Origin of the sequence: Bradyrhizobium barranii subsp. barranii, assembly GCF_017565645.3 — a bacterium.
GTDB classification, from domain to species: Bacteria; Pseudomonadota; Alphaproteobacteria; order Rhizobiales; family Xanthobacteraceae; genus Bradyrhizobium; species Bradyrhizobium barranii.
In genome coordinates this window covers 1,561,028-1,587,757 of record NZ_CP086136.1, presented here as the reverse complement: position 1 = coordinate 1,587,757, position 26,730 = coordinate 1,561,028, and the positions used below count along the sequence as shown (strand labels likewise).

Sequence of the window (26,730 nt, the reverse complement as noted above, 5' to 3'; positions counted from 1 at the left end):
TGCGAGGAATGACGCAACTTGGTCTGTTCGCCGAACCGCAAGCCGGTCCTGCCGGGCTTCGCTATACCGATGACTTCGTCGAGGCCGCCGTCGAGCAGGACTTGATCGGCCGCATCGCAGCATTGCCGCTGCAGCGCTTCCAGTTCGGCGCCTTCGAGGGCAACCGCCGGGTGGCGTCGTTCGGCTATCGCTATGACTATTCGCTGCAACGGCTGGCCGAGGCCGAGCCGATCCCGGACTGGGTCCTGCCCGTCGCGCGGCAGGTCGAGGCCTGGGCGGGCCTCGCCGCCGGCAGCGTCCGGCAGGTGCTCTGCACCGAATATGACACCGGCGTCGGCATCGGCTGGCACCGCGACAAGCCGCATTTCAAGGAGATCCTCGGCCTGTCGCTGGGCTCACCGTGCAGATTCCGCTTCCGCCGCCGCAGCGGCGACAAATGGGAGCGCCACGCGCTCGAAGCCCTGCCGCGCTCGCTCTACCTGATGGACCGCGAGGCGCGCTCGCAATGGGAGCACAGCATCCCGCCGGTCGAGGCACGCCGCTATTCCATCACCTTCCGGACGATGCAGCGGGTGTAACGGCCGGTCCAAAACTAAAATTGCGAAAACAACCCCATGCACAGTAGAACGCGCGGCCGGCATGCGGCCGCGGTCGCGCGCCCCAAATGTTTGACACGTCGGACCAAAACAGCCGCGCCACGCAATCGCCGCGCGGTTCGCGGATTTTCCCTTCAATTGCGGGCCTGGGGCAAGATTTCGGGCGGAAGAGAAGCCGCCACTCGACTCTCCGCAAGATTGTAAGTTAATCTCGCTTCTATCAGCCGGTCTATTTTTAACCGATGTTGCAGCATTTCAGGGCGCGGCACGGCGCCGTCCCGGCAGAAGACATTTTCAAGGGAAGCTCGCGATGCGTTCGCTGTTTGCGCGGCTGCACCGGCGTTACGGGCCCAGGATTTCGGGGGCGGAGCGCCAGCGGCGGGTCAAGGACAAGCTCGCCCTTCAACCCACCCCACCCACGATCCGCTCACCCACCGCGCTCCGCGCGCTGGCGGTGCGACGCCCGAAAGTCGCGATCATCGGCGGCGGCTTCGCCGGCCTGATGGCGGCCTCCGAGCTCGTCGCGCATTGCGAGGTGACGCTGTTCGAGGCCCGCGACCGCTTCGGCGGCCGCGTTCTCAGCAAGAAGAAGCCGAGCGGGATCGTCGAGGCCGGCGGCGAGCTGATCGGCTACAACCATCCGCTCTGGCTGAAATATGCCAAGCGGTTCGAGCTCGGCCTCTCCGTCATCACCTCGGACACCAATTTCGACGCGCTCGAGCTCGACATGCCGGTGTTTCTCGACGGCCACAAGCTCTCCGACGGCCAGATGAAGCGGGTCTATCACGAGATGGACGACGCTTTCGGCAAGCTCAGCCGGTGGGCCGGCCGGGTCAAGCCTGACAAGCCCTGGCGCGCCAAGGGTGCAAGGAAGCTCGACGCCAGGACGATTGCGGAGTGGATCGCCAGCCTCGACTGCTCGAAGCTCACCAAGCACGCCATGGAGGAGCAGTTCTCCAACGACGCCGGCCAGCCGACCACCAAGCAGAGCCTTCTTGCTAATCTGGCCGTCGTCGCGGGCGGACGGATGAAGGACCAGATCGACGCCTTCTTCACCCAGACCGAGACTTTGCGCTGCTCGGAAGGTAATCAGGAGCTCGCCATTCGTCTCGCGCAGGACATCGAGGACAAGGGCGCCAGCACCAACCTGTCGACGCCGGTGCGCGCCATCCGCATCGACAGCGAAGGAGTGACCCTGGAATTCAGCCCCTGCGGCAACGGAACGGCACGCGCGCCCTTCGCCGCCGATTATGCCGTGCTCGCGATACCCCCGAGCCTGTGGCCGGACTCACCCAACGCCAAGATCACGATCACGCCCCACCTGCCGCACGACTACTACGTCACGATGGGGACGGCGGTGAAATATCTCAGCCCGCTCAAGAAGCGCTTCTGGATCGGCGAGGGCCTCGCCCCAACCGCCATCTCGAACCAGTTCGGTGTCACCTGGGAAGGGACGGACAACCAGATCGCCCCGCCGGAGCACCCGGTCGAGCTCAGCCTGTTCGCCGGCGCCGACGTCGCGGCGGAAGCTCTCAAGCACTACCGGCCCGGTGACCAGACGCAGGTCGACGCGTTCTACGCGCAGCAGATCGGCAGCGTCTACAAGGGCTATGTCGCGCATCTGGCCGATCAACCGGAGTTCATGGCCTGGCCGCGCGACGAATGGACCGCCGCCGGCTATTCCTGTCCCGCCCCCGGCGAGGTCTGCCGCGCCGGGCCGCTGCTCGCCAGGGGCTTCGAGGACCGCCTGTTCTTTGCCGGTGAGCACACCTGCTTTGCCTATTTCGGTTACATGGAAGGCGCTCTCCAGTCCGGCCAGACGGCGGCGGCTGCGATCATCAAGGCGATCGACAAGCAGCCTGAAGCGCTTGGCACTGCCCGGACTAGCAATTCTGTCATAGGCTCGGGGCGCCTTGCGGCGGCGAAGCCGTGACCGGAGAGGAAGCGACGCGAATGACATTCACGACAAGGGCCCGATCCAGGATTTGGGCCCGCATCGTCGCCGCGCTCGCTTTTGCCGGCGCCTTCAACGCCGCCGGAGCCTCGGGGGCGACGCCTGCAAAAGTCTCGGGCTCGACGGCGCTGGCGCTCGCGGGCGTGATCGCGCCGCTGTCGCCGGACCTGACCGGCGCCGAGAGGAAGGCGGTGGCGATGCTGTTCGCCGCCAATGCCGAGATTCCCTACAAGAAGCCAATCGTGGTGACCGTGGACAGAATCGTCTGCCGCACCGGCAATGTCGACATCACGCTACGCAATTGCGAGCTGACCTTCGGCAAGAAGAGCAGGACCGTGAACGGCTCGACGGCCAATGAAATTTTCGCGACCGAAGCGCTCGCCGGCATTCCGCCCGATGGTGCGGCGGGATCGAACTTCGAGAGCCTGAGCAAGCTGAGCTGCACGATCGACCCCAATGCCATCCGCCGCAAGGACGGGAGCGGAGCCGACTGCACCTTCCAGCCGGGGAATTGAACCGCGCATGGGCAAGAACATGGGCAAGAAACCGGGTGCCGTGAAATCGCCTCAAGACCAACTAACTAATAAGGCGAATTGAAAAGACGGGCCAAACGCGCGAACCCATATCGGGCACGCAGGGCCGGCACCAACATACCAACATGAAGAATTATCTCGCTTTCTTTCTCATCCTGGGCATGACGGCAGCCTCCGCACACGGTCCGTTGCCGGCGCGGCTCACGGGGCCGTCCAATCTCGTCCGGGTGGGCCTCACCGACAACGACACGACCGCCGGTGGCACCGCGCGGCTGTGCGAGCAGATCTCCTTCTCGCGCGGGCTGCGCTACGGCGACAGCGAGGCCAATGTGCTCGACGTCGCCACCAGCAGCGAGACCAAGGCGGATACGCCCCGGCCCGTGCTGCTGTTCGTGGGGGGCGACACCTTTACCGGCGATCGCGGCGCGCCGGACCTGTCCCGCGAGGTCCAGGACCAGGCGATGTGCTTTGCCGCGCGCAACGGCATGATCGGCGTGCGCGTCAACTATCGCTTTGCGCCTGCGGCGACCTGGCCGATGGGTGCAACCGACGTCGCGGCGGCGCTATCCTGGGTCCACGGCAATATCGACCTGTTCAATGGCGATGCCCGCGAGATCGTCGCGGTCGGCTACGGCGCCGGCGCCTTCCATGTCGCCACCTTGCTGGCGCATCCCGAATTCCAGACCGACCGCGCCGATGTCGCCGCCGTCGTGCTGGTGTCCGGGATCTACCGCGCGGGCAAGGACGCGAGCGACAGCGAGAAGGCCTATCTTGGCACTGACCCCACCCAATACGACAAGCGGTCGGTCTTCCCCGGCATCCTCAACGTCGACGCGCCGATCGTGCTGGCCTGGGCCGCGAACGATCCCGCGAACCTCGTGGCGCAGGGCGAGACCTTGAAGAAGACCCTCTGCGGCGCCGGCCACTGCCCGCGCAGCACGCTGATGCGCAGCCGCGACGGCATCGCCGCCGCCTTCGGCCTCGACGGCTCCGGCGACAGCCTCGCCGAACCGACGCTGCTGCTGGTGCATCAGCTCGAGGCGCGGGAGCTGCCGTAGCGGCGCGTTGCGGGCGGCGCGACGACTTTCACCTTTTGCTGGGCCACCCCTCTCCCCCGCCCTCCCCCGCAAGGGGGGAGGGAGCGCAGCGGAGCACGTGGCCACGCTGTGCCCTCATCGCCGACGCGCTAATGAATGGAGTCACTCGCCAAACGAAAGATGCGTTCCCTCCCCCCTTGCGGGGGAGGGTTAGGGAGAGGGGTGCCACACGGCACGCTCTGTCGATTGATGGCCCGTCAACACGGCTGTCGTTTCGTTCGCGATGCGTCGCCTTGAAGCGGGCGATCAAGCCACAGCTTTGACAAACGCTTGACGTAGATCAAGCGGACTTGGTGCGGATTGAGCCGACCTCTTGGAGGGGCCAATATCAAGGTATCGAGCATGCGCGTCATCGGCAGGATGCTGTTCGTTTCGATGATCGCTATCGCGTCGCTTGGCGCGATGTCCCAGCAACACGCCGAACAACCCGCGAGCGGCGATGAAATCCGCATCGGCAACGTCATGCCGTATTCGGGACCGCTCTCGGAATTCGGCGCCATCGGCCAGGCGTAAGCCGCCTATTTCGACATGGTCAACGCGCGCGGCGGCATCAACGGCCGCAAGATCCGCTTCATCACGCGCGACGACAATTCCGATCCGGCCACCGCGCTGGAGCTGACGCGCAATCTGGTCGAGAAGGACGACGTGCACCTGATGTTCGGCTCGTTCGGCACGCCCGGCAATATCGCCACGCGCTGGTACCTGAACGAGAAGAGAATCCCGCAGCTGTTCGTCGCATCCGGCGACGAGGAGCTGAGCCAGGCCAAGGCGTTTCCCTGGACCATGGGCTGGCAGCCGTCGTTCCGGTCGGAGGGGCGCATCTATGCCAACTATATCCAGGCCTATTACCCCAAGAAGAAGATCGTGGTGCTCTGGCAGAACGACCAGTTCGGACGCATGCTCTACAGGGGCATCCAGGAAGGTCTCGGCGACCTGAACCGCCTCGTCCTCGTCGACATCGCCTTCGACATTGCCGATGAGCATCTCGAAGGACACGTCTCGATCCTCAAGCGCGCCGGCGCCGACATCTTCGTCTTCCTCGGCGTGCCGTCGACGGCGTCCAAGGTGATCAAGCTGGCGGCCTCGCTCAAATGGCGCCCGGTCATCATCGTCAACGACGCCTCCGCCTCGATCGCTAACGCGATGGCGCCCGCGGGCCTGGAGAATTCGGCCGGCGTGATCTCGGCGGCTTTCCTGAAGGATCCGAGCGACCCCGCATGGAAGAACGACCCCGCCATGAAGGACTGGTTCGCCTTCATGGACAAGTACCACCACGTCGAAAGCACCAACAACAGCGCCGCGGTCTACGGCTACGGCGCCGCCGAGGCGCTGACGCAGGTGCTGAAGCAATGCGGCGACGACCTGTCGCGCGAGAACATCATGCGTCAGGCGGCTTCGCTGAGGGATCAGCAGCCCTCCGTTGCCTTGCCCAACATCAGGATGAGCACCTCGCCCAACAGCTACCTGCCGATCAAGCAGATGCGGCTTGTCCAGTTCGACGGCCGTTCCTGGCAACCTTTTGGCGATGTGATCGAGACCGCGTTCACGGAAGGGGCGGCGCGGTGAGTCTCGCGTCGACGCTGGTTGGTGCAGCGCGGCGTTCAGGCACGCACCTTTTGCTGGGCCACCCCTCTCCCCCGCCCTCCCCCGCAAGGGGGGAGGGAGCGCAGTGTGCCGCGCGGCGAAGGCTGGGCTCACAAGCTCAATGAGTTCACAGGACCAAAGCCAATTGTCAGCACCTCAATCCAACCGCACGCGCAAATGCGTTCCCTCCCCCCTTGCGGGGGAGGGTTAGGGAGAGGGGTCCGCACGGGGACTCTCTCAATCAGAAACGCGGCTACGCAAGTCTGCGCGCACCTTCACGCCGGCTTCAGCGAAGCCAGCGCGTTTTCCAGCAGCGAGCGGACGCGCGCGGCATCGCCTGACTTCACCACGGCAGGGTCGAGATACAGCTCGAGGCCGGGCGCGCGCTCGGTGATGACCCCGCTCCGCTCCGCCGCCGCGTCGTTGAGCGCGTCGACCGAATAGGGAATGATTTCGCGGCTGATGCCCTTCATCGTGATCGCGGGCAGCGCGTGCGCGCGGACGATGTCGCTGACCAGCGCAAAGGTCTCGTAGCTCAGCACGATGCCGCCGGGCTCGGCGATCGATTGCAGGCGCGCGGCGAGGTTCGCTTCGGCACCGATGATGGTGTAGTCCATGCGGTCGCTGCTGCCGAAATTGCCGACATTGCAATAGCCGGAATTGATGCCCATCCGCGAGCGGAACGGCTGCTCGATGCCGGAGGCGCGCCACTTCGCATTGAGCTCGGCAAGACGCTGCTGCATGCGCCAGGCCATCTGGAGGCAGGCCTCAGCGTCCGCACGGTCGCCTCTGGTCTCGGGGTCGCCGAAGAAGATCAGCATGGCATCGCCGATGAACTTGTCGATGGTGCCGCCATATTCATGGGCGATCGCCGACATCTCGGTGAAATACTCGTTGAGGAGCTGGGTCAACAATTCCGGCTGCAGCCGCTCCGCGGTCGCCGTAAAATTCTGGATGTCGGAGAAGAAGATCGTGAGCTTCTTGCGCTCGGTGTGGATGGTGACGTCCTTCTGGCCGCTGAAGATGCTCTTGTAGACCTGGGGCGGGATGTAGCGCGAGATCTTCATCGACAACGAAGCCAGGAAGTCGTTGGCGGATTCGAGCTCCTTGTTCATGCCCTTGATACGGCCGGCCTGTCGGCGCTGGAGCGAGAGGAACGACAGGCCGCAGCCCGCGGCGATCAGGAAATAGGCCAGCAGGAACTTGAACGAGAAGATGTTGGCGGCGATCGGCTGCGCGATGATCACCTCCTGGATGCCTCTGATGTCACTGACCTTCCAGTCCTTCTTCGGGCTCTCGGGGTGGCTGTTGTGGCAGCTGACGCAGGCCGGGCCCATCGTGACGGGCGCGACCAGCCGGACCTTGTCGGAGAACAGCGAGGTCTCGGTCTCGACGATCTTCTGCTCGGGGTCCTTGCGAAGCGCGTCGAGCGCGTCCTTCTCGAACTTGTCGAGCTGGTGCGCGGCGCGGTTCTGGAACGGGAAATCCGAGACGAAGCGGTAGGTGATGTTCTCCTGCTGCGCGCCGATCACCCGTCCGAGCTCCAGCGACAGCGTCGCCGGGATCGGGATCGCACCGGGGACGGATTCGTAATTGTGCACGACCCTGGTGGTGCCATCAGGATTGGCCAGGATGCGGCCGACGACGTTGGACGCATAGTAGCTGCGCACGCTCGTGATCACCGAGTTGAGGTCGGCGGCCTGCCGGCGCAGCGCGGTCTTGCTGAGGTCGGTCAGGTCCAGCCACACCGCGACCGGCAAAGCGAGCAGGAGCAAGGCGATCACGGCCCCCGTGAGGATGCCGCTCTTGCGCTGTTCTTCGGAGATCTCTTGTTTCACCCTGTGGCTCCGTCGTGTGCGATCTTGTCGCAAATCCCTGGAATTCGCGGCAAGAGCTTGCGGCGGCACAGAGCCCGCAAATGCGAGGCCGCGCAACCCCATTTCATGGTGGGTCGCAGCAAATGGCTTTTCGTTTCATGGCGATTGTTTAAGATCGGTATGAACCTGCATTCACTCCGCCGGGAGATCCTCCATATGACCGAGACCGTCCGCATCAGGCGCTTCAATGCGCGCCCCGTGATCGTGCCGATGAATTTGCCGCTCAAGACCTCGACCGGCGCGGTCGCAAAGGCGCCGCTGGTGCTGATCGACTGCGAGACCGACCAGGGCGCGGTGGGGCATGCCTATCTGTTCTCGATCACGCCTTCGGCCTTGAAGCCGCTGACGGCGATGGTCACGGAAATGTCGGAGCTCATTGCCGGCGACGAGCTGCTGCCGTTCGAGATCGAGCGCAAGCTGACCCAGCGCTTCACCCTGCTCGGCCTCGCCGGCCTGCAGCGGCTGGCGCAATCCGGCATCGACATGGCGGCGTGGGACGCGCTGGCGCGCAGCAAGGGCTTGCCACTCGCGCGCCTGCTCGGCGGCGCGCCGAAGCCGGTCAGGGCCTACAATTCGAAGGGGCTCGGCATCATGCCGGCGGGCGCCGCCGTGGACGAAGCCCACAAGCTGCTGGCCGAAGGTTTTCACGCCGCAAAGATCCGCGTCGGCCGGCCCGATGCGCGGGAGGATCTCGCCGTGGTGCGCGCGGTGCGCAAGGCCGTCGGCGATCAGGTCACGCTGATGTGCGACTACAACCAGGCCCTGACGGTCACCGAGGCCATCCGCCGCGGCGAGATGCTCGACGACGAGGGGCTGACCTGGATCGAGGAGCCGGTCCGCCACGACGATTACGCTGGTAACGCGCGCATTGCGGATGCGCTCCGCACGCCGGTCCAGATCGGCGAGAATTTTGACAGCGCCTTCTCGATGCAATCAGCGCTGTCCGCGGAGGCCTGCGATTACGTGATGCCCGATGTCCAGCGCATCGGCGGCGTCACCGGGTGGCTCCGCGCCGCCGCGCTCGCACATGCCGCCGGCATCGAGATGTCGACGCACCTGTTCTCGGAAGTGAGCGCGCACCTGCTCTGCGTGACGCCGACCGCGCACTGGCTGGAATATGTCGACTGGGCCGACGCGGTGCTGGCGACACGATTGCAGATCAAGGACGGCTTTGCCCTGCCGGGCGAGGAGCCGGGTAACGGGATTGCCTGGGACGAGGCGGCGGTGAAGAAGTATCTCGTCTGATAAGACCGCCTCTTACGACCGAACAGCGGCAATCATACTCAGCTCGACGGGAGCGCCCCGCGGCAACTCGGCGACGCCGACAGACGTGCGCGTGTGACGACCGCGATCGCCCAAGCGCTCGATCAGCCGGTCGGAGGCCCCATTCATGACTTGCGACTGCTGGGTAAATCCAGGCGCTGAAGCAATGTATCCAACGAGCTGCAGGACCTGGACGATCCTGTCCTCTCCGCCTGTTGCGTGGTTGATGGCCGAAATGCAGAGATCGGCGCAGAGAGCAGCGGCCTCCTGCGCGGCCGCGATATCGACATTTGCGCCGACCTTGCCCGCATACAGCAGGTCCTCACCGCGACGCGGCAGCTGACCACTGACATACGCAATTCCACCATGGATGATCACCGGCAAATAGTTGCCGCCGGGCTTGTTCACGCTGCTCATCTCGGAAACCTGCCTTCTGCTCACGTCCGGCGAAGCGACACGTTTCGCCGAACGCCGCAAATTGTATCTCACCAGGCTCGTCGCCGTCATGGATGACCGGACAATGGCAGGCGGCGAGTCACGGATCAAGGCTGCGAAGCATCTGCATGCCGAAGGCAGTGCGCATCCGGCCCGACAAGGCCTCGCCACCGCGCATTGCGCAGCGGCGGCGGGCACGATAACGATGCCCCCATGTCCACATGGCGGCCCCACCCTCACATCCGCGTCGTCGCGCTCGGCCTGCACTGGCGGGACGGGCGCCTGCTCGCGGCCGAGGTGCGTGACGATGCGGGGCGGATCAAGGGCGTCAGGCCGCTCGGCGGCGAGATCGAGTTTGGCGAGAGCTGGCGAACTGCGCTGTTGCGCGAATTCCACGAAGAGCTCGGCATCGACATCACGATCATCGGCGAGCCGCTGGTGATGGAGAACATTTTTTTGCACGAGGGATCGACCGGGCACGAGGTGATGTTCATTGCGGAGGTCGCGCTTCCAGACGGCGCGTTCAGCGGCCGGGATCGCATCGACTTCCGCGAGGATAACGGCGAAGAGATCGTCGCACGCTGGTTCGATCTTGCGGAGCTCGACGTCGAGGGCGGGCCGAGCCTTTATCCGAACGGGTTGAAGGATGTGCTGCTCCGACGGAAGCGCCAGTCCGCCTGACGGGCGCCTGGCTACCAAACCTCCGCGCCGGGGATCTTCTTGCGCACCGCCATGCGCTGGATCCAGATGCAGCGACGGACGGACCTGTTGGAGCGGCCGACGGCGGATATCCCCTCGCCGGCCTGAAGCAGCGGCGCGATGTTCGTGCGCAGCGCCCGGCAGCGCTGGAGCTCGGCCTGCCAGTCGATCACCGCTGCATCCGCGCGTGACGCCATCAGCGCCAGCACAGCCATTGCAAGACAGGTCGCCCGCATCGTTCGCATTCCTTTCACTGTGATCCCCCCGCGTCGCGCCGGTAGCGGAAGTCGCAATGGCTCGCGCGCCTTGCATGATGGTCTGCGCCCGCGTCAGCTTGACGTCGGGGCCGGACCCTTCCGCAGTCGCGAAGTCGGAAGTGCAGACAAAGGAGAAAAGCCGAGCTCCGGCTCGCCCAGCTGTGGCGGCCCCAACAAGGCTGAGCCAACGCAGACGTGATTCAGCGGTTACCGCGGATCGCCAGATCCTGAAGAGCCGACGGCGCAGTCAGTGATATTATCCCCATCATACCAAATGCTGCGCGGGCTTCCCTAAGAACCAGCCAACGTCAAGGAGAACTCGAGTGCCGTTGTGGAAAGTCTATCACCCCGTCGGGGCCTACTCGGCTCATGACAAGAAGGAATTCGCAGAGAAGGTCACCGCAATGTATGCGAGGATTCCCATCTCGAAATTCTACGCCGTGATGATCTTCTAGGAAGTCGCCGCAGGTTCGGTCTATGTCGGCGGAGCTTCGCACGAGAAATTCGTCCGCTTCAAGATCGACCACATGGCGAGGACAATGCCCGGCCCCGTCATCAGGGAATGGTGGGTGAAAGCCGTCGACAAGTTGATCGCGCCCTACGTCAAGGACCGGGGATACGACTGGGAGGTCACCATCGACGAGCTACCGGCCGACCTTTGGTCGATTCAGGGGCAAATTCCGCCGCCATTCGAATCCCACGCCGAAAAAAGATGGGTCAAGGAGAACCGGCCGAGTTCGTATGACCTCCAGGAAAAGCTGCCGGTCGGAGCCCTGTTCAAGCCGGGCGTGTCCGCCGGCTGAGGCGACGCCCGCAAGACTGTCGATCGACGCAAGACGCCGCTCCGCAGGGCGGACCGAGCCTCTATCCGACAGGACTGAAGGACCTGCTGCTCCGGCAGAAGAGCCAGTCCACCTGACGGGCGCCTGCTACCACACCTCCGCGCCAGGGATTTTCTTGCGCACCGCCATGCGCTGGATCCAGATGCAGCGACGGACGGATCTGTTGGAGCGGCCGACGGCGGATATCCCCTCGCCGGCCTGAAGCAGCGGCGCCACGTTCTGCCGCAGCACGCGGCAGCGCTGGAGCTCGGCCTGCCAGTCGATGATCGCCGCATCGGCGCGTGATGCCATCAGCGCCAGCGCAGCCATGGCAAGGCAGCTTGCCCGCATCATTTGCATTCCCTTCACTGTGATCTCCCGGCGTCGCGCCGGTAGCGAAAATCGCAATGGCTGGCGCCCTGCATGATCGTCTGCGTGCGCGTGAGCCTGACGTCGGGACCAAACCCTTCCGCGGTCGCGAAATCGGCGGTGCAGACCAGGAGGAAGCCTAACTCCGGTTCGCCCAGCGCCTTGTAGAACTCGGCATAGGCGCATCGCGTCACGTCGAACGCGAAGGTGTCCGCCGTCTGCTCGACGACGTCATAGGCGAGCGCGTCGTCGCGGGCATAGGTCTTGAACGCCGACGATACAGCGTTGCCGAGATCGGTCTCGTTCTTCGTTTTCCAGAACTCCTCACCGAAGCCGCGATAGAGATCGCCGAGCGCCTTGCGCACCAGCGCGTTGGCGCGCGCCTCGCCGAGCTCGGCCTGCAATGCCTTGACCAGCGGCACCAGCACCTGCGCCTGGATTTTTGCTTGCTCGATGACGGAAACGCTCATGGGCAGCCTCGCTCGTCTCTCGTTGCTGCGACTCTTTGGCCCTGTGACCTGGCACACATTTGCGACCATCTTAAGGTTGTATGATAGCCCAGCATAACCGAAGCCGGCCAGGCGCCCGACATCCATTTTGATGATCTCATTTTCGAGCACGGAGAAGGAAGCAATGCTTCGCTCAGTTCGCAGGGCCCGGCTATTTCCCGACCGCACATTTGCCCGAACCGCAAGTTGAAAATCACGATCGATTCACGCAGATCCGTACAGTATCCGGCCCGGCCGACAACGTAGGGCCGATCGATGTTCGTAGTCGGCCCGCGCGCATGAGCGCGCGTGAACGATGTTGTCATGCCCGGCATCGGGCGGATCACGAGACGCGATCGGGATCACGAGGCGCAATAGCGCAGGATTCACCTGCCCGGACAGCCGGCCCGGGGAAATGCCGGCATCGACAGCTGCAGCATCGCGAGGAATCACCATGGACGAGCCCAAACCACTCACCAGTGCATTCACCAAGACCGCGAATTTCTCCATCCACGAGGTCGACGAGGTGTTCAGGGACGCCGCGCAGCCCGCCGCGGGGGCCGCCGCCCGAGCTGCGCGTCCGCCGGTCACCTTGCCGCCCATCCTCGGTCCGCTGTCGGCCTTCGCGGGCACCTTCACAGGACAGGGGTTCAATACGATCTTCCGGCCCGACAGCAAGATCACGCCGACGCCGATGCCGGGGCCGATCAACACCACCGACCCCGACGACAACGTGCTGGAGCTGAATCTCACCGACGAGACGATGTCGTTCTCGAACAATCTCGGCTCGATTCCCAATCGCGGCTCGCTGCAGCAGGCGGATGCATTCCTCAACGGCGTGCCATACCTCCAGACCATCAACGACATCACCACGGGAACGCCCGTGGGCATTCACTTCGAACCCGGCATCTGGCTGGCGGTGCCGGCCACCACCATTCCGCACGAGCCGTTCACCGTTGCGCGCATGGCGTCGATCCCGCACGGCACGACGATCGTCGCGCAAGGCACCGCGCTGCCTCCGGTTGCCGGCAAACCGACCATCGCGGCAATCGACATCACCCCGTTCATCGGCGGCAATCCGGGCAACAAGATCCTCTTCCAAAATCAGACCGCGGCCAACAACACGACCCGCAGGTTACCTCAGGATCTGACCGCACTGATGGCCTCCGGCAAGCTCACCCAGGCGATGATCACCGACCCGAACACGGTGCTGCGCAATCAGATCGCGCATCAGACCATCACGCAGACCATCGTCATCGAGACATCCACGAAGCCCGGCACGCCGCTGTCCGGCGGCCCCTTGCCGGCCATCCCCTCGCCCGGCCCGCATCCGCAGGCGCCGAGCTTTGCCGGCGGCGCCGCGAACATCGCGTTCCTTCAGGGCTTGCCCGTTCCGACGCCGGGCGGCAATGGCTCGAACGCCAACGCCTTCCAGATGGACGCAGTGTTCTGGATCGAGACGGTGGTTTACGACATCGACGTGCCGGCCCTGCCGCCGGGAACGCCGCCGGTGATCCTGCAACCGCGCCAGAGGAGCAACGTGCCGCTGGTTCCGAGCTTCGTCGCCGCGATCCCGTTCGTGCCCAACAAGGGATTCAAGGGCGGCCACGTCAGGGTGGCGACGACGCAGATCCAGTATTCACAGAAGGTCATGCTGGATTTCGCCGGGCTGACCTGGCCGCACGTCTCGGTCGCATCGCTCGTGCCGGCAGCACCCGTGCCGATCCCGGATCATCTGTTGCCGCTGACGTGAGGCGAGTGGCGGTGTGACGACGATGCGCCACGTCCGCGGCATCGGACGTGGCGTGAACCAACGCATCCGTGATGCAACGGTGACCGCCGCTCGCGCGATCCTGAAAAGCCGGCGCGGCGATCAATGGTATGATCATTGTCATCCAAAAGAGAGATGATCATGCCCCCTTCCAAGATGTCCCGCGGCTCCATCAGGCTACGACGAGTTGCACGGCGCGGTCATGTTGCGGCAATTGCCGCAGCGCTGTTTCTCGCCGCGACAGCCTGGTCCACCGGGCCGGCGCTGGCCGCGGCAGATGATGCCGAGGCGCGAACCATCTTCGAAAAGTTCATTGCCGCGCAGAACGCGCACAACGCGAACGATGTGAAGGCCATGCTGTGGAATTCGCCCGGCGTGCTGTTGTTTGCGAGAGGTATCGAGACGAGAGGACGAGATGCGGTCGCGGACCGCTTCAAGGGCTACTACGAGGGCACCTGGCACCTCGAACCCGACATGTCGAAATTCCACGTCGCCGTGATCTCGAACGAGGTCATGCAGGTCCTCGTTCCCATCGTCTTCACGCGCGGCCTTCCCGGCAAGCCAGCTCAACAGAATACGTTTCTGATCAGCCAGACCTACGTGCGGGATGCGAACGGCTGGTCCGTCGCCTCCGTCCTGCCGGTCGCGAACACGGAACTGAAATAGCCGCGATCCAGAATCGTAGCCCGGATGGAGCGCAGCGCAATCCGGGACAGCGTCGGAGAGGATACACCCCGGACTGCGCTTCGCTCCATCCGGGCTACACGCACGCTTCGCAATGGCAGGTTGTTTGGGCTTGGCTGGCCGAAGCTCGCAGCTGCAGCCCGCCTGCGCCCTCTGGGCTTCGGCGTGGCATCCTTCTCTCGCTATCGCGAGCGAAGGATGGTGGTGCAGGCAGTCTGCTGCGAACCGGTCTCGGGCGCAATTTCCCTGAAATCAGGGAATTTACTGGGAAAAAAGCCGATTTGGAGCCCGCAAACGGCTGCCCATGCCGCGATTCCTGCGGTGATTCAGTCATTTATCCAGGAATCGGGATGCTGAGTTAGCAGGGAATTTTGGCAGGGCATGCAGGGAAAGCTTCGCGCCCGGTTGGGCACGATCATGGATGCAGCAGTTGAATTTCTCGGCCGATCACGCTAGATACCTATTGCCTGAGATGGGAGATGGAGCTGCGGCATGGGCCGTGATGTTCTTTCCCGTCGTGACAGAGAGCCGGCATGGGCCGGAGCTGATCTTAGGGTACCTCGACGCTGCATGGGCAGATTGCGTGGTTTCGGTAAACCGGACCCGTGCGTTTTCGTACGCTTCCCACATTCTTACATCCATCAGCTGTGCCCTGCTCAAGCGGGAAGGCAGCCTTGTGAGGCGTCATGGATCATAAACAGAAGGACTACTCGATCGGTTACAAGCGCCCGCCTAAGCAAAGCCAGTTCAAGAAAGGCCAATCCGGCAACCCTGGTGGTCGCCGGAAAAAGTCGGGGCCTGTTCACGTTGATCTAGAGAGTATTCTCAATGAGACGTTTCAGGTCAGTGTTGCCGGCCGTGTGCAGGCGATGTCGGCCAAGGAAGTTGAGATCCGGCAGATCTTGAAGCGTGCGCTGGAGAAAAAGGACTTCAGAGCGACCGCTCATCTGCTCGGCCTTTTCCAAAAGCATAATTGCTTTGCAACTGAACGCGTTTGCGGCGTGGTCAATCTTCCGACGAGCCGTATGCCATCGCGAATGGCGTGGCTGCTCTTGGAGAAGTACGGCGTTCCCGAGAACTGGACCAAGCGCCACATCGCCTGGGGCCGCAAACAGTACGAGGAGACCAGGACCGAGCTTGAGCGCCTCTGCGACGAAGCGGGAGTGATGCCGCCATGAGCGAGGATTCAAAAACGGGGCGCAGCCGCCCATCGGGGACGCAGTTCGGGCGCGGGCAAAAGCGCGCTGCCGGCCGCCCAAAGGGAGCTTTCGGCGAGAAGGCGATCACACGGAAAATTGCGAGCGAACGGCATCAGGTTCAGCACAGCGGCCGGCAAATTGAGCTCAACACGGTCGAGCTCTTGCTGCTTTCGATGCGTAATCTCGCCATGACCGGACATTTGCAGGCCGCGAAATGGCTCGGCGAATACCGAGAGCGGCAGCTGCCCCAGGAAAGCAACGTCGGGTTCTTGGTTGTGCCTGAAACTATGCCTGACGAACAATATATCGCGCAGCAGATGTTCTTGAGCCGCTTTCGGACCAACCCTGAGCTGAAGGAGGACCCGCTGATTGCCGCCATGAAAGAACATTGAATGATGGCAATGATCGCACCGATAAGATTGACGACGAACTGTCCGGCGTATATGGCATTGAGATCGATCCGGCCTACTGCGATGTCACGATTCGGAGGCTGCGCGCGGTATGCGGCTTGGATGCAGTTCTGGAGGCTACCGGGCAGCGCTTTGTCGAGGCCGAGCGGGCCGCGGAAGCCCTCCATGGGGTTGCGTCGGGCGCGGCGGGCGCCACCTGACCCGCGAGCCGCCGCGCCCTTTGCGCCCCCATCGCTGTAAATCGGCGCCGAAGCATGGCTCTCGTATTGCCGCATCTGCGAATGTTACCCTGATGGCGCCGTTGCAGCGGTCGATGCGATGTCGACTGATTGGCCGCGCCAGGTTGCTTTCCAAGCTTGCTCGGTGGGAGGGGCTGTGGGCGGGTCGGGCCCTACATAGCCCGAGCCGTCCACAACCCCGGACAATGGGGCAGCGGTGGTGGCGTCGCCGAGCGACTCCTCCGCGACCAACTGCTCGGCAGCCCTCCGTCTAAGCGCCCTCAGCAGACGCTGCACGATCGAATGCTGTCTCGTCCCGAACTCCTCGGGGTGTTTCTCGCTCAGCCGGCCGACGATGGCGAGTGCAGTCAGCTGCGGCTGCGGCTGCTCTGCGAGCCAGACTTCGATCGCAGCAAGATGCGGGTCGAGCTTGGACGGCATGCGAACCCTGGTCTTATAGGGCCGACGGCTTCGCCGGTGCGTGGCACGCGGCTCGCCGGCCGTCACCGTCTTGCCGAGCGTCTTCGCAAACGTCGCCGCGGTCGCCGGCGCGGTGCTCGTGCAAGCGCGTTGCAGGCAGCGCGCCTGTCCGGCACGACGATCGACGCGATTGCCGAGTTCGTCCTGCGTTGCGCGAATCTCGGCCAACAGCGCGACCGGATCGAGCGAGCGATACTGATCGCGTAGCCGCCGCTTTACAGCCGCGGTCACCTTGGGATGGGCCAGCGCGCGCTGATAGGGCGTCAACGGAGCATGATAACGCTTGATCACTTTAGCCCCTTCGCGACGCTTCTCCTTCAGCTTGAACGACGGCTGGAAGAAGTTGACGTAGAGCCGTGCCGCAGCATAAAGGCGGCCCATCATACGCGCCGTCTCGACGCCATCGAAGCGGCCATAGCCCATGAGGCGGCGGACGACGGCACCATTCTTCTGCTCGACGAACGCCTGATCGTTCTTCTTATAGGCACGCGAGCGCGTCACCTCGAGCTTCTGTTGGCGACACCATGGCACGACGACATCGTTCATGAAGGCGCTGTCGTTGTCGAAGTCCACGCCGCGCAAGAGCCAGGGGAACAGGCTCTGTGCGCGGTTGATCGCCTCGGCAACCAGCGAGCCATCCCGCGTCAGCAACGGCAGGCACTCCGTCCAGCCCGTGGCGATATCGACCATCGTCAGGGTCTGGATGAACGAGCCAGCCACCGACGTGCCGCCATGGGCTACCATGTCGACCTCGCAGAAGCCCGGCGGCGGGCTGTTCCAGTCATTGAAGGTGCGGATCGGGACCTCGCGCCGGATTGCCGAATGGAACCCGGCACGGCGCCGCCTGCCGCCGCTCGCCGCGATCTTCACATCGACGAGCAGGCGATCGATGGTGGCGGCGCTGATAGCCAGAACACGGTCACGGTCCGACTGGCCAAGCTGCAATCGGCCATGTCGCTCAAGGGCAGGCAGCAAGGTCGGGATCATCACCTTGAGCCGCTTGCCGCACACCCGATCCGACGCCTCCCACAGCGCAGTCAGCGCGTCCTTGATCGTCGCGCCATATCTGCGTCTTCGCTTTCTTGTTGCCTCGACCTCGCCCGGTCCAACCGCCTCGCGTCGCCTGAGCGCGCGCACCGCATGCTTGCGATGCCAGCCAGTCGTCGCGCACAGCTCGTCGAGGATCCGTCCCTTCTCCGCTCGTTTGGCCGATCGGTAACGCTCCGTTACCACCGACACCACCTCGCGCCGCGCGCCCATGCTGATCTTTCCCGCCATAGACGCCACCGAACCAATTCGATGGCACCGACCCAATCATCGGCGAGAAGTTGTCCAGTAACATTCTGGGTGAGGCAATGCGCTCTGACGCATATTCGATGATCATGTTTGTTTTTATGGCGCGCCAATCAGCCTAGCCTGAAGGAGATCGAGCTTAGCGCGCCCGTACATCTGCCGTTTGACCAGCTTGAGTTTGGTGATCTGAGCTTCCACTTGGCCATTGGACCATGGTTGCGTGATAGCCGCGTGCACCGCGCCCTTATCTTTGGCTCTTTGGCGATGCCATTCGCAAACGAGCCAATGAGGCTCCGCTTGGATTCATCTATCCAAGGTTCGAGCTCGATCTCGGCCCTCTTTCGGATCATCGCGTGGAAGCGGCCAACGAGAGCGTGGGCATCGGCCAGCATAGGAACGCTTTGTTCAATAGCGGCAACCGTTACGGTCTCGGCCTTGCTTAGGTGGTCGCGCTTTGTCGTCAGCAGCTGCGCTATCGTCCTGGCGGCGGGGACCTTCTGCAATTGTTGACGGCTGATAGTCTCGGCGCGCCGCCGTCGCGTGGCCCATTCCGCCACCACCCGCAGCGATCCCTTAAAGCCTTGCCCCCTCAAACGGCGCCAGAGTTCGGCGCCGTTGCGACAGCCGCCTGACCACTGCGCGTCCAGGAACGGCAGGTACCCATCCAGAGTGCTTTGACGGCTGCGGAACATATCCGTACCGCCGCCGCGGCTAATTTGGCGAACCAGATTGCGACTATGTCCTGTGCGGCGGACGATCTCCTTGAGCGGCACACCGTCGCTGACAAGAGCCGCAATTGCGGCATGGCTGTCCTGGCGCCGCAGATAGCCCTGATAGCGAAGCTTTTCCGCGCAGGTCAGCAGTTTAGGATCGATCGTCGTCGCCCCGATTGCGGTTCGGATTTGGCTCATGGAGCGGCGCACCGCATCAAGGAAGGCCGCGCTCGCGTTTCCATCAGATGCCAGCGGTCGGCGACCTGGATGGCGTTCGGGAGCGCCTTGGCTGCTGCCTCGCCATATCCACCACCGCGATCTCGCGACACAATGTTGATGCCCGGGTGCTTCGACAGCCACGCCTGAACGGTCGCCGTTTCCCGGTCGGGCAGCAAGGCAACGATCCGCCGACGCTCCAAATCGCACACGATGGTGCCGTACCGACGGTTTCTCCGGAACGCCCAGTCATCGATACCCACAACAAGCAATGGATCCGTCGGTATCGCCGTCCGCCGGCGGACCACCCGCAGCAAGGTATCGTTGCTGACAGGCAGCATGAGCCGCTTGGCGAAGCTTGCTGCCGGCCGGCCGCCGAGCGCCAACCCCAGGTGATGGACGATGTGTTCGAGCCGTGCCGTCCGACGCCGTCGAAGCGGAACGACAGGCGCTCTTTTTCAAAGATTGTACTACTGCTCCGCCGCAATCGCCAATGAAATTAATCCCTGCGACAATCACGGACACTCAGGGAGGGAAAGGAGATTGTCCGGTTGAATTCCGTCCACTGTTGTCTTGATGTACTTGTTTCGGCCGTCTGTGGCGACGATGACCTCGACAGTGACGCCAGATTCTTCGACGTAGTACTCCCACTCGCGGCTTTCGAGATCTCGGATAGTCTTCTTAACGGATAGCTTCCATCGCGTTCCGTCTGAATTTACCCCGCCGACATTCTTGATTCTCTCGTGTGCGTTTCGCCTGTCAGTCTTGTTTATGCAACGAATGCGCACGCGTTTGGGCATGCGGGTGTCTCCCATCTGTGCAAGCTGTTGGACCAGCTTAGAGACTGGTCGAGGAGGAGGGACCGGCCGATTCTGGTAGGTGCCCCGGTTACTTGTCTGCGCCATTATCTGGGGCCCCTTGAGAATGTGACCCTCTCAGGGGCAATGTGGCCAGCCCCAGTCTTCGAGGACGGGCTGGCCACCATCGCTTGCGACGCGATCTCCACCGGGTAGCTACAGGCCAATGGATGCACATATTCGAGCAGCAAATCACGTCCCTGCGGTCGCAAGCGCTTGCGGTGTTTGCAGCCAATCAGGCCAGCGCGGCCGATCAGTCTTTGAGCCAAGCAGATCGCCAAGTCGCGACGTTTAATGCCGAGGAGGCTCAGGCAGTGCTAGGCATACTCGACAGCTTGAAACCCAACCTCGGGCCGAAGGAGGCGCGGAAGATCGCTGGACGCATACGCGCTCTTCTAGGAGAGCCGCGTGTGTGCCAACCGGTTCGGGTGGGATGCCTGTGAGACTTTCGCCAGCGCGGCGCGCCCGCGCTGTCACTGAGACTGAGGATCATCCCGCGGGCAGTGTGACGCAACGCGCGGTGCCTCACAGGGTGGGCAGGCCGACGAGCGCCGCGAGGAACGATTCTACTGGATATGCGCGTTCATCACGATAATTGATTTGGCCACATTTCCCCACTTAGGATTTGTGGCCGTCATCTGCATTTTTCCGATTCAGATAGTCGCACTTGCCGCCCTGGCCAGAAAATATGCTGATGAGAACATCGCGATAGCGATCGACAAAATCATCGCCTCCATTTGTGATCGGTTCGGCTGGAAGTAGGGCGGTGAGACCCTATCCGTAAAATCAAATCAAAAAACGGATAGCAAAAAACGCCCCTGTGACTATGGCTGCCGTGATGGCTATGGCTGCCGTGATGGCTATCGCGAAACCAACCCTAAAGCTTTCGCTCATCAGTTCCCCCCTAGGCCGCAGGCACATCCCCCTCCGAAATTGCGCCTGCGGCCTCCGCTGCGACGGTCCGCAATCATGCCGGTCACTGCGGTAGGTGTGCGACTACAAATTCTTGTAGTTGACCAGTTCGTGTTCTCTGGGCTTGAATCGCTGTCGAGCGGACCCTATGCCAGTCGCGAGCCCAATCGCCGGATGGAGTGTAGCCATGACGAATGAACCGGATGATCTCATCGGACGTATTGCTGAGATCGAACTAAATGAATCGGCGGCGATCTGTGTTGAGCAGATGGACGACGAAATCACGCTCGTCATTGCAAGCATTGTCGGCGTTCACTTCCAAGTGACAGTGGAGCAGGCGCTTGAGTTGTCTCGGGCTCTCGCTGTTTCCGCGGAGAAAGCGCGTCAGTCGCTGCTTTCAAGGAAGTGTCATAGCGCGTCGCCACCCGACGACATTGTTCGACCCTGTTGAAGTACCGCTCGACCTGGTTGCGAGCGCCGGTGGAGATGCGGGCTGTAGCTTTTTGAGAAGATCCCTGAATGCGCCGGCGCCGCCGCCCGCATGGGGCGACATCAACGAACTCGCGATCGCGGCCGCTCTGTTCTCTGCCTTGGTCATGGCGATAGGTGCGAGCGAGTCGAGCAGGGGGCCAGCCGGTGCGGCTTGTGGGCCACGGTCCGGTCTCGCAACCGATTGATCAATGGAAGCGTTAGCCCTTTGGGAAGGCGAGGAGCTTGTTGGTTCTGAACTGAATCACGGCTTCACCGAGCTTCGTTGGCAGCAGCAGTGCGCAACCGATGAATCCGCCGAAGCCGGCTATTATCCAGGGATAAATTTCAGTCCACAGTGCGGCAAGGGGCGCCTTGACCGCGCGGGGGCTATTGCTTGTCGGTGGGAGCAGCTGTAGGCGACTCGGGTTCTCCAGCAGGAGCGGCGCCGGTTTCCGGTGTAGCTGCACAGTCGCCAGCCCAAATCTTGGTGCCCCTGACGGTGCCGACTAGTTTGCAACCCATCGGCGCGTGCGGCTTTGCCTGTACTGCTGGCTTTTTGCTCACTTTCGGTGGGGTCTGAGCGAACGCGCTTGATACGAACAAAAGCGCGAGAAGTCCAACCGCTATCTTCATCTCATTTCCCTCTTCGCCTTCAGCCCGATAAGGTGGAGGTCTTCGCTGTGGAGGCCTTCGCTAGTGGGGATCACGGACACTCAGCCAGTGAAAGAAGATTGTCTGGCTGAACGCCGTCCGCCGTCGTCTTGATGTACTTGCGCCCGTTGTGTTCGGCCACGACCACGCCAGCCATGAGTCGGTCTTCTTCGACATAGAACTCCCATTCGCCGCTTTCGATGTCTCTGATCGTCTGAACGACAGACTGCTTCCATTGACTTCCGTTTGAATATTCACCTCCGGCACTTTCAATCCTCTCGTGGGGATTCATCCTGTCGGTCTTATTGATGCACCGAACGCGTGCGAGTTTAGCCACAGGGCTCTCTCCTTCGTATGCAAGGGCTGGGTGACCAGTTTAGCGTTCAGTGGCGGCCCAGGCAGCCCAACCAATCCTGGTAGGTGCCTGGGAGGCTTCTCGCCGATACAACTTGGCGGCGCCCCGCGGGCTAGCCTGGCACCCGCGGGAAGGGCGGTCAGCGTGTTATTGCAAGGCTGGCCGCCGAAGTTGGTGGCGCATGGCAGGGACAGCGCTTCAGCGCCCCCCCCCGCCGAGCGCCGAGTCACGTCGCTGCTAACTTCACTGGGCAGCGCGGGTGTGGCAGGGACAGCGGCGGTTACGCATTCCGACGCCGAGTCGCGCTCGCGCTGCTTCCGGTCACCGGAGTAGCTAAGTTATGAAGTGGACGTACGAAACACGCGCGGGGTTAGCTGAGATCGTTAGCGTCCCGGGTGGCTGCGCGCTCTTGTTTGACGGTCAGGTGTTAGGCCAATACATCTCACCGATTGTAGCCGCAGGCGAACTAGCGAACGGGATATGCCATTGGCCGTCGGCTGGCGACCCCACGAAGATGGGCATTCCGGAAGACCTGTCCGAGTGGCAGCGCGTTCCGTAGTGCGTTAACGGCCGCCGGATTTCATCGTCCGGGCTCGTCGCCCTAGGCCGGTTCTAGCGTCTTGATCTCGCTGACATCAACTTCGCGTTCGGCGTGCCACGCATCGTAGGCTGCCTGCAAACGAAGCCAGATGGCCGGGCCGTTGCCGACCAGCTTTCCAATCCGGGCCGCCACATTCGGACTAACCGGCTTCTTCTCCGCGAGGATATCGTGCAGATGCTGCCGGGAAATGCCCAGCGCTTCTGCAATCTCGGTCTTGGACTTCCTGATGTCCTGCAGAATGTCATCAAGGACGGCGCCAGGATGAGACGGGCAGCGGTTAGGGTCGCGCTTAGCTCTCTGCTGTGCCATTGATGCTCTCCAATGTCGGAGCCCTTGGGGCTCCATATTCGCTCATTCGGTATTGTGGATTCAGTGGTACTGTTCAAAGTCAACGTTAGATGCATCGCCTCCTTCAAATTCGAATGTGATGCACCACGGGCCGTTGATGTGGATCGTGTAGCGCGCGGGCTTTCCGGCCAGCTTGTGGAAATTGTAGCCCGGCAGGTTCAGTTCGGAAGTCTCGATGGCTTCGTTGAGCGTATCGAGACGGCGCCCGATGCGTTCGTGCATTCTCCTATCAATCTTGGACGCTCCGGTAGACCAGAGTTTGTCAAGGCCTTTGTTCCGGAACGACTTGATCATGAGTTCGATGTAAGCGGCCTAGCGACACCTGTCAACAACTTGTTGACAGAATTGTTCCGCGAAGATACACGAGAGGCTCTTGCAGTTTTGCGGGCTATGGCGGGGCCCCCGCGATTTGGACGCCGCGCTGTGATGCTGGGGAAAGCACATGCGGATTGCGATAGCGCTTGCGTGCACGTTGGTTCTTGGCGGCTGCGCAGCCAATTCCGGAATAGCCCCTTCGGGCCCTTCTCTATTCGGCCGGATTTAGTCAAGGGCTTGATTGGGCGCCTCCTTGGGTTCGGTACCGCTCGCGGGGCCGTGCTTCTCTTCGGGATCAGCCGTATGGCTCTCCCAGCATGGGATCAGTAGAACGAGACGGAACAATCTGACTCGCGTGCTGATCGCAAGGACGCGACCGTACAAGAGCCCAAAGCGAACTCATCTCGTCCATCGTCCCGCGAGGGACCTCCTCCCGCTAAACAACGGGTGCGTGGACCGCGCGTCGCACTATTGTGCCGCGGGCGTGGCCTCCCGTGTCCAGCGGAATTCCGTTCCGTCGCTCCACATGCGGTGCATGATGACGGCGAGCCGCCGCGCCAAAGCGACGATCGCCTTCTGCTGCCCGCGTCGTTTGGCGATCTGCATGGCCCACGCCTTGAGCCAGGACCATTTCTGCACCCGCGTCAGCATGACCTGTGCGGCCTCATAGAGTAGCGCTCGCATGGTTTCATCACCGCACAGCGAAATCCGGCCGATGCGGTGGCTTTCGCCGGACTGGTTGAGAACTGGCGTCAATCCAAGGGACGGCCCGACGGCTTTCGAACTCTTGAAGCGGGCGGGAACGTCGATCGTGCTGATAAAGGCCAGCGACGTGACGGGGCCGACACCAGGGATCGTCATCAACCGACGACAGACCTCGCTTTCCCGGGCAAGTAGAAGCACTTTGCGATGCAGTTGTGTGAACTGTTCGCGTAAAACGCGTCGGGCGACGAGAAGCGGTTCCATGAGTTCGGCCAGCTCCGGCTGACCGCCGACGAGTTCGTGGATACGTTGTTCAAAGCCGATCACCCCCACAATTCCGACCTTCAAGCCGAAGTTGCGTAACAGCCCACGAATGTCATTCTCGATGGCAATGGCCTTCTCCTGAAGCAGCTTGCGACCGGCAAGCAGGACCCGTCGCTTTTGGCTGATCAGGGTCTTGACGTGGACAGGCCGGAACAAGCCGACGCGCATCATCTGCGCAATGCCACGCGCATCATTGCGGTCGCTCTTGTTCACCTGCGCCTTGAGGAACGCCTTGGCATGTCGCGTCTCGATGCAGATTACCGGCAGGCCAGCCTCCGCCAGCCCGCTGAACAGCCATTGCGACAGCGGTCCAGCCTCGAGCCCAATCCGATCAAACCGCCAAATCGGATCGTTGAGTGCAGCAAGAAGATCGTCCGGGTGACTCACCAACTTCGCTTCCCGGCAAATGCGGCCCGTTTCGTCGACAATGCACAGGGACGTCTCTTTGACCGACACGTCCAGTCCAGCGTAATGTTTCATGCTGCGCTTCTCCGTCTGATGCTTGTGGCTGTTCGAAAACAGACCACGTTTATCATCAACCTGAAGCGCAGCACCCTGCTAACGCGGGGCTCAGCAACAGGCCGAATACCCCATCTGACTCATTTCTGATGAAGTTTGCCGGGCGACTGTGGTTCTCAAACGGAGAATCAGCGCCATGCGGACGGGCTTTCAAATCTCATCGCTCGTACCGAGTGGTTTGGTGTTTGATGGTGTAAGTGACTCAATGGATTCGCTTATTCTGGCGGTTAGGTCGGAAGCTGCGGAGGCTCGGTGCCCTTTGTGCGCAACAGCGTCGAGCCGCATCCATAGCCGGTACGTCCGGCATGTTGCCGATTTGCCATCAGCGGGCAGAAAGGTGCGCCTCCGGTTGCTGACGCGGCGCTTCACATGCGAGGCGCCGCATTGCCGCCGACGGATCTTCGCGGAGCGGTTCGGAGAAGACGTCGTTCCGCTTCGACGGCGTCGGACGGCACGGCTCGAACACATCGTCCATCACCTGGGGTTGGCGCTCGGCGGCCGGCCGGCAGCAAGCTTCGCCAAGCGGCTCATGCTGCCTGTCAGCAACGATACCTTGCTGCGGGTGGTCCGCCGGCGGACGGCGATACCGACGGATCCATTGCTTGTTGTGGGTATCGATGACTGGGCGTTCCGGAGAAACCGTCGGTACGGCACCATCGTGTGCGATTTGGAGCGTCGGCGGATCGTTGCCTTGCTGCCCGACCGGGAAACGGCGACCGTTCAGGCGTGGCTGTCGAAGCACCCGGGCATCAACATTGTGTCGCGAGATCGCGGTGGTGGATATGGCGAGGCAGCAGCCAAGGCGCTCCCGAACGCCATCCAGGTCGCCGACCGCTGGCATCTGATGGAAACGCGAGCGCGGCCTTCCTTGATGCGGTGCGCCGCTCCATGAGCCAAATCCGAACCGCAATCGGGGCGACGACGATCGATCCTAAACTGCTGACCTGCGCGGAAAAGCTTCGCTATCAGGGCTATCTGCGGCGCCAGGACAGCCATGCCGCAATTGCGGCTCTTGTCAGCGACGGTGTGCCGCTCAAGGAGATCGTCCGCCGCACAGGACATAGTCGCAATCTGGTTCGCCAAATTAGCCGCGGCGGCGGTACGGATATGTTCCGCAGCCGTCAAAGCACTCTGGATGGGTACCTGCCGTTCCTGGACGCGCAGTGGTCAGGCGGCTGTCGCAACGGCGCCGAACTCTGGCGCCGTTTGAGGGGGCAAGGCTTTAAGGGATCGCTGCGGGTGGTGGCGGAATGGGCCACGCGACGGCGGCGCGCCGAGACTATCAGCCGTCAACAATTGCAGAAGGTCCCCGCCGCCAGGACGATAGCGCAGCTGCTGACGACAAAGCGCGACCACCTAAGCAAGGCCGAGACCGTAACGGTTGCCGCAAAGCGTTCCTATGCTGGCCGATGCCCACGCTCTCGTTGGCCGCTTCCACGCGATGATCCGAAAGAGGGCCGAGATCGAGCTCGAACCTTGGATAGATGAATCCAAGCGGAGCCTCATTGGCTCGTTTGCGAATGGCATCGCCAAAGAGCCAAAGATAAGGGCGCGGTGCACGCGGCTATCACGCAACCATGGTCCAATGGCCAAGTGGAAGCTCAGATCACCAAACTCAAGCTGGTCAAACGGCAGATGTACGGGCGCGCTAAGCTCGATCTCCTTCAGGCTAGGCTGATTGGCGCGCCATAAAAACAAACATGATCATCGAATATGCG

At 62.6% G+C, this 26,730-nt stretch carries 26 protein-coding genes and 4 pseudogenes; 17 read left to right on the top strand and 13 right to left on the bottom strand.

All coding sequences use genetic code 11. The annotated features are described in order from the left end of the window. Positions 1 to 8 precede the first annotated feature (8 nt). From J4G43_RS07750 to J4G43_RS07725, 6 genes are all read left to right on the top strand, one after another. A complete protein-coding gene (locus J4G43_RS07750; RefSeq protein WP_208084422.1) occupies positions 9 to 578 on the top strand; it encodes an alpha-ketoglutarate-dependent dioxygenase AlkB in 570 nt (189 codons plus the stop codon). Positions 579 to 906: 328 nt separating this feature from the next. Continuing rightward, on the top strand, positions 907 to 2,529 hold the full coding sequence (locus J4G43_RS07745) for a flavin monoamine oxidase family protein (RefSeq protein ID WP_208084421.1): 1,623 nt from the start codon (positions 907 to 909) through the stop codon (positions 2,527 to 2,529). Positions 2,530 to 2,549: 20 nt separating this feature from the next. After that, positions 2,550 to 3,065: a hypothetical protein gene (locus tag J4G43_RS07740; protein ID WP_208084420.1), complete on the top strand. Its 516-nt coding sequence runs from the start codon at positions 2,550 to 2,552 to the stop codon at positions 3,063 to 3,065. 143 nt (positions 3,066 to 3,208) lie between these two features. After that, positions 3,209 to 4,141, top strand: a complete 933-nt coding sequence (locus J4G43_RS07735; RefSeq protein WP_208084419.1) for an alpha/beta hydrolase — start codon at positions 3,209 to 3,211, stop codon at positions 4,139 to 4,141. A gap of 381 nt (positions 4,142 to 4,522) precedes the next feature. Then, on the top strand, positions 4,523 to 4,693 hold the full coding sequence (locus J4G43_RS07730; protein ID WP_225004723.1) for a hypothetical protein: 171 nt from the start codon (positions 4,523 to 4,525) through the stop codon (positions 4,691 to 4,693). Positions 4,694 to 4,708: 15 nt separating this feature from the next. Further along, a complete protein-coding gene (locus J4G43_RS07725) occupies positions 4,709 to 5,746 on the top strand; it encodes an ABC transporter substrate-binding protein (protein WP_225004720.1) in 1,038 nt (345 codons plus the stop codon). 293 nt (positions 5,747 to 6,039) lie between these two features. On the opposite strand, the gene J4G43_RS07720 is transcribed toward J4G43_RS07725, so the two are convergent. Continuing rightward, positions 6,040 to 7,602 carry an adenylate/guanylate cyclase domain-containing protein gene (locus J4G43_RS07720; RefSeq protein ID WP_208084418.1) on the bottom strand — a complete coding sequence of 521 codons (1,563 nt, stop codon included), beginning with the start codon at positions 7,600 to 7,602 and terminating at the stop codon, positions 6,040 to 6,042. A gap of 195 nt (positions 7,603 to 7,797) precedes the next feature. Here J4G43_RS07720 and J4G43_RS07715 point away from each other — a divergent pair, with 195 nt between their 5' ends. Continuing rightward, positions 7,798 to 8,886: an enolase C-terminal domain-like protein gene (locus J4G43_RS07715; protein ID WP_208084417.1), complete on the top strand. Its 1,089-nt coding sequence runs from the start codon at positions 7,798 to 7,800 to the stop codon at positions 8,884 to 8,886. A gap of 12 nt (positions 8,887 to 8,898) precedes the next feature. On the opposite strand, the gene J4G43_RS07710 is transcribed toward J4G43_RS07715, so the two are convergent. After that, positions 8,899 to 9,321 carry a RidA family protein gene (locus J4G43_RS07710; RefSeq protein ID WP_014491815.1) on the bottom strand — a complete coding sequence of 141 codons (423 nt, stop codon included), beginning with the start codon at positions 9,319 to 9,321 and terminating at the stop codon, positions 8,899 to 8,901. 231 nt (positions 9,322 to 9,552) lie between these two features. Between J4G43_RS07710 and J4G43_RS07705 the strand changes: the two genes are divergently transcribed. Next, positions 9,553 to 10,020, top strand: coding sequence for an NUDIX hydrolase (locus J4G43_RS07705; protein ID WP_208084416.1), 468 nt, complete (start codon positions 9,553 to 9,555; stop codon positions 10,018 to 10,020). An 11-nt stretch (positions 10,021 to 10,031) separates the two neighbouring features. Here the strand turns inward: J4G43_RS07705 and J4G43_RS07700 are convergent, their stop codons facing one another. Then, complete coding sequence (locus tag J4G43_RS07700; RefSeq protein WP_208084415.1) at positions 10,032 to 10,274, bottom strand: hypothetical protein; 243 nt, start codon at positions 10,272 to 10,274, stop codon at positions 10,032 to 10,034. Positions 10,275 to 10,618: 344 nt separating this feature from the next. On the opposite strand from J4G43_RS07700, the pseudogene J4G43_RS07695 reads away from it, so the two are divergent. Further along, positions 10,619 to 11,098 (top strand): annotated as a pseudogene (locus J4G43_RS07695) (tautomerase family protein). A 126-nt stretch (positions 11,099 to 11,224) separates the two neighbouring features. Here the strand turns inward: J4G43_RS07695 and J4G43_RS07690 are convergent. Together J4G43_RS07690 and J4G43_RS07685 are read right to left on the bottom strand one after the other, a co-directional pair. Further along, on the bottom strand, positions 11,225 to 11,470 hold the full coding sequence (locus J4G43_RS07690; protein WP_208089262.1) for a hypothetical protein: 246 nt from the start codon (positions 11,468 to 11,470) through the stop codon (positions 11,225 to 11,227). 11 nt (positions 11,471 to 11,481) lie between these two features. Then, positions 11,482 to 11,955, bottom strand: coding sequence for an L-2-amino-thiazoline-4-carboxylic acid hydrolase (locus J4G43_RS07685; protein ID WP_208084414.1), 474 nt, complete (start codon positions 11,953 to 11,955; stop codon positions 11,482 to 11,484). 472 nt (positions 11,956 to 12,427) lie between these two features. On the opposite strand from J4G43_RS07685, the gene J4G43_RS07680 reads away from it, so the two are divergent. From J4G43_RS07680 to J4G43_RS07660, 5 genes are all read left to right on the top strand, one after another. Continuing rightward, positions 12,428 to 13,726, top strand: a complete 1,299-nt coding sequence (locus tag J4G43_RS07680; protein ID WP_208084413.1) for a heme-binding protein — start codon at positions 12,428 to 12,430, stop codon at positions 13,724 to 13,726. A gap of 159 nt (positions 13,727 to 13,885) precedes the next feature. Further along, entirely contained in the window at positions 13,886 to 14,410 is a 525-nt protein-coding gene (locus J4G43_RS07675) for a Cif family virulence factor (RefSeq protein ID WP_208084412.1), read from the top strand. Between the two features lie 704 nt (positions 14,411 to 15,114). Then, the gene (locus tag J4G43_RS07670) at positions 15,115 to 15,606 is read left to right on the top strand and encodes a DUF5681 domain-containing protein (protein ID WP_028147902.1); all 492 of its coding nucleotides are present in this window, start codon (positions 15,115 to 15,117) and stop codon (positions 15,604 to 15,606) included. Then, positions 15,603 to 16,019, top strand: coding sequence for a DUF5681 domain-containing protein (locus J4G43_RS07665; protein WP_028147901.1), 417 nt, complete (start codon positions 15,603 to 15,605; stop codon positions 16,017 to 16,019). The genes J4G43_RS07670 and J4G43_RS07665 overlap by 4 nt, the downstream gene beginning before the upstream one ends. Next, positions 16,016 to 16,237 (top strand): hypothetical protein, encoded by a 222-nt coding sequence (locus tag J4G43_RS07660; protein WP_028147900.1) that lies wholly within the window; start codon positions 16,016 to 16,018, stop codon positions 16,235 to 16,237. The genes J4G43_RS07665 and J4G43_RS07660 overlap by 4 nt, the downstream gene beginning before the upstream one ends. A gap of 84 nt (positions 16,238 to 16,321) precedes the next feature. Here the strand turns inward: J4G43_RS07660 and J4G43_RS07655 are convergent, their stop codons facing one another. From J4G43_RS07655 to J4G43_RS07645, 3 genes and pseudogenes are all read right to left on the bottom strand, one after another. Then, on the bottom strand, positions 16,322 to 18,013 hold the full coding sequence (locus J4G43_RS07655; protein ID WP_225004718.1) for an integrase catalytic domain-containing protein: 1,692 nt from the start codon (positions 18,011 to 18,013) through the stop codon (positions 16,322 to 16,324). Between the two features lie 114 nt (positions 18,014 to 18,127). Then, positions 18,128 to 19,403, bottom strand: a pseudogene (locus J4G43_RS07650) (ISL3 family transposase); the annotation flags it as partial. A gap of 69 nt (positions 19,404 to 19,472) precedes the next feature. Next, positions 19,473 to 19,757, bottom strand: coding sequence for a DUF3892 domain-containing protein (locus tag J4G43_RS07645; protein ID WP_028154648.1), 285 nt, complete (start codon positions 19,755 to 19,757; stop codon positions 19,473 to 19,475). A gap of 657 nt (positions 19,758 to 20,414) precedes the next feature. On the opposite strand from J4G43_RS07645, the gene J4G43_RS07640 reads away from it, so the two are divergent. Both J4G43_RS07640 and J4G43_RS07635 read left to right on the top strand, forming a co-directional pair. Then, positions 20,415 to 20,576, top strand: coding sequence for a hypothetical protein (locus tag J4G43_RS07640; RefSeq protein WP_225004716.1), 162 nt, complete (start codon positions 20,415 to 20,417; stop codon positions 20,574 to 20,576). A 337-nt stretch (positions 20,577 to 20,913) separates the two neighbouring features. Continuing rightward, a complete protein-coding gene (locus tag J4G43_RS07635) occupies positions 20,914 to 21,177 on the top strand; it encodes a hypothetical protein (RefSeq protein WP_049808116.1) in 264 nt (87 codons plus the stop codon). Here the strand turns inward: J4G43_RS07635 and J4G43_RS55885 are convergent. The 5 genes and pseudogenes from J4G43_RS55885 to J4G43_RS07615 form a co-directional block, all read right to left on the bottom strand. Beyond that, positions 21,134 to 21,224, bottom strand: a pseudogene (locus tag J4G43_RS55885) (IS5/IS1182 family transposase); the annotation flags it as partial. The gene J4G43_RS07635 and the pseudogene J4G43_RS55885 sit on opposite strands and share 44 nt — an antisense overlap. Positions 21,225 to 21,900: 676 nt before the next feature. After that, on the bottom strand, positions 21,901 to 22,185 hold the full coding sequence (locus tag J4G43_RS07630) for a DUF3892 domain-containing protein (protein ID WP_028154514.1): 285 nt from the start codon (positions 22,183 to 22,185) through the stop codon (positions 21,901 to 21,903). Between the two features lie 619 nt (positions 22,186 to 22,804). Further along, the gene (locus J4G43_RS07625) at positions 22,805 to 23,113 is read right to left on the bottom strand and encodes a HigA family addiction module antitoxin (RefSeq protein WP_028154512.1); all 309 of its coding nucleotides are present in this window, start codon (positions 23,111 to 23,113) and stop codon (positions 22,805 to 22,807) included. Between the two features lie 60 nt (positions 23,114 to 23,173). Next, a complete protein-coding gene (locus J4G43_RS07620; protein WP_028154511.1) occupies positions 23,174 to 23,446 on the bottom strand; it encodes a type II toxin-antitoxin system RelE/ParE family toxin in 273 nt (90 codons plus the stop codon). A 489-nt stretch (positions 23,447 to 23,935) separates the two neighbouring features. Continuing rightward, complete coding sequence (locus J4G43_RS07615; RefSeq protein WP_208084411.1) at positions 23,936 to 24,973, bottom strand: IS110 family RNA-guided transposase; 1,038 nt, start codon at positions 24,971 to 24,973, stop codon at positions 23,936 to 23,938. A 175-nt stretch (positions 24,974 to 25,148) separates the two neighbouring features. Here J4G43_RS07615 and J4G43_RS07610 point away from each other — a divergent pair. Continuing rightward, a pseudogene (locus J4G43_RS07610) lies at positions 25,149 to 26,704 on the top strand (ISL3 family transposase). The last annotated feature ends 26 nt before the right edge of the window (positions 26,705 to 26,730 follow it).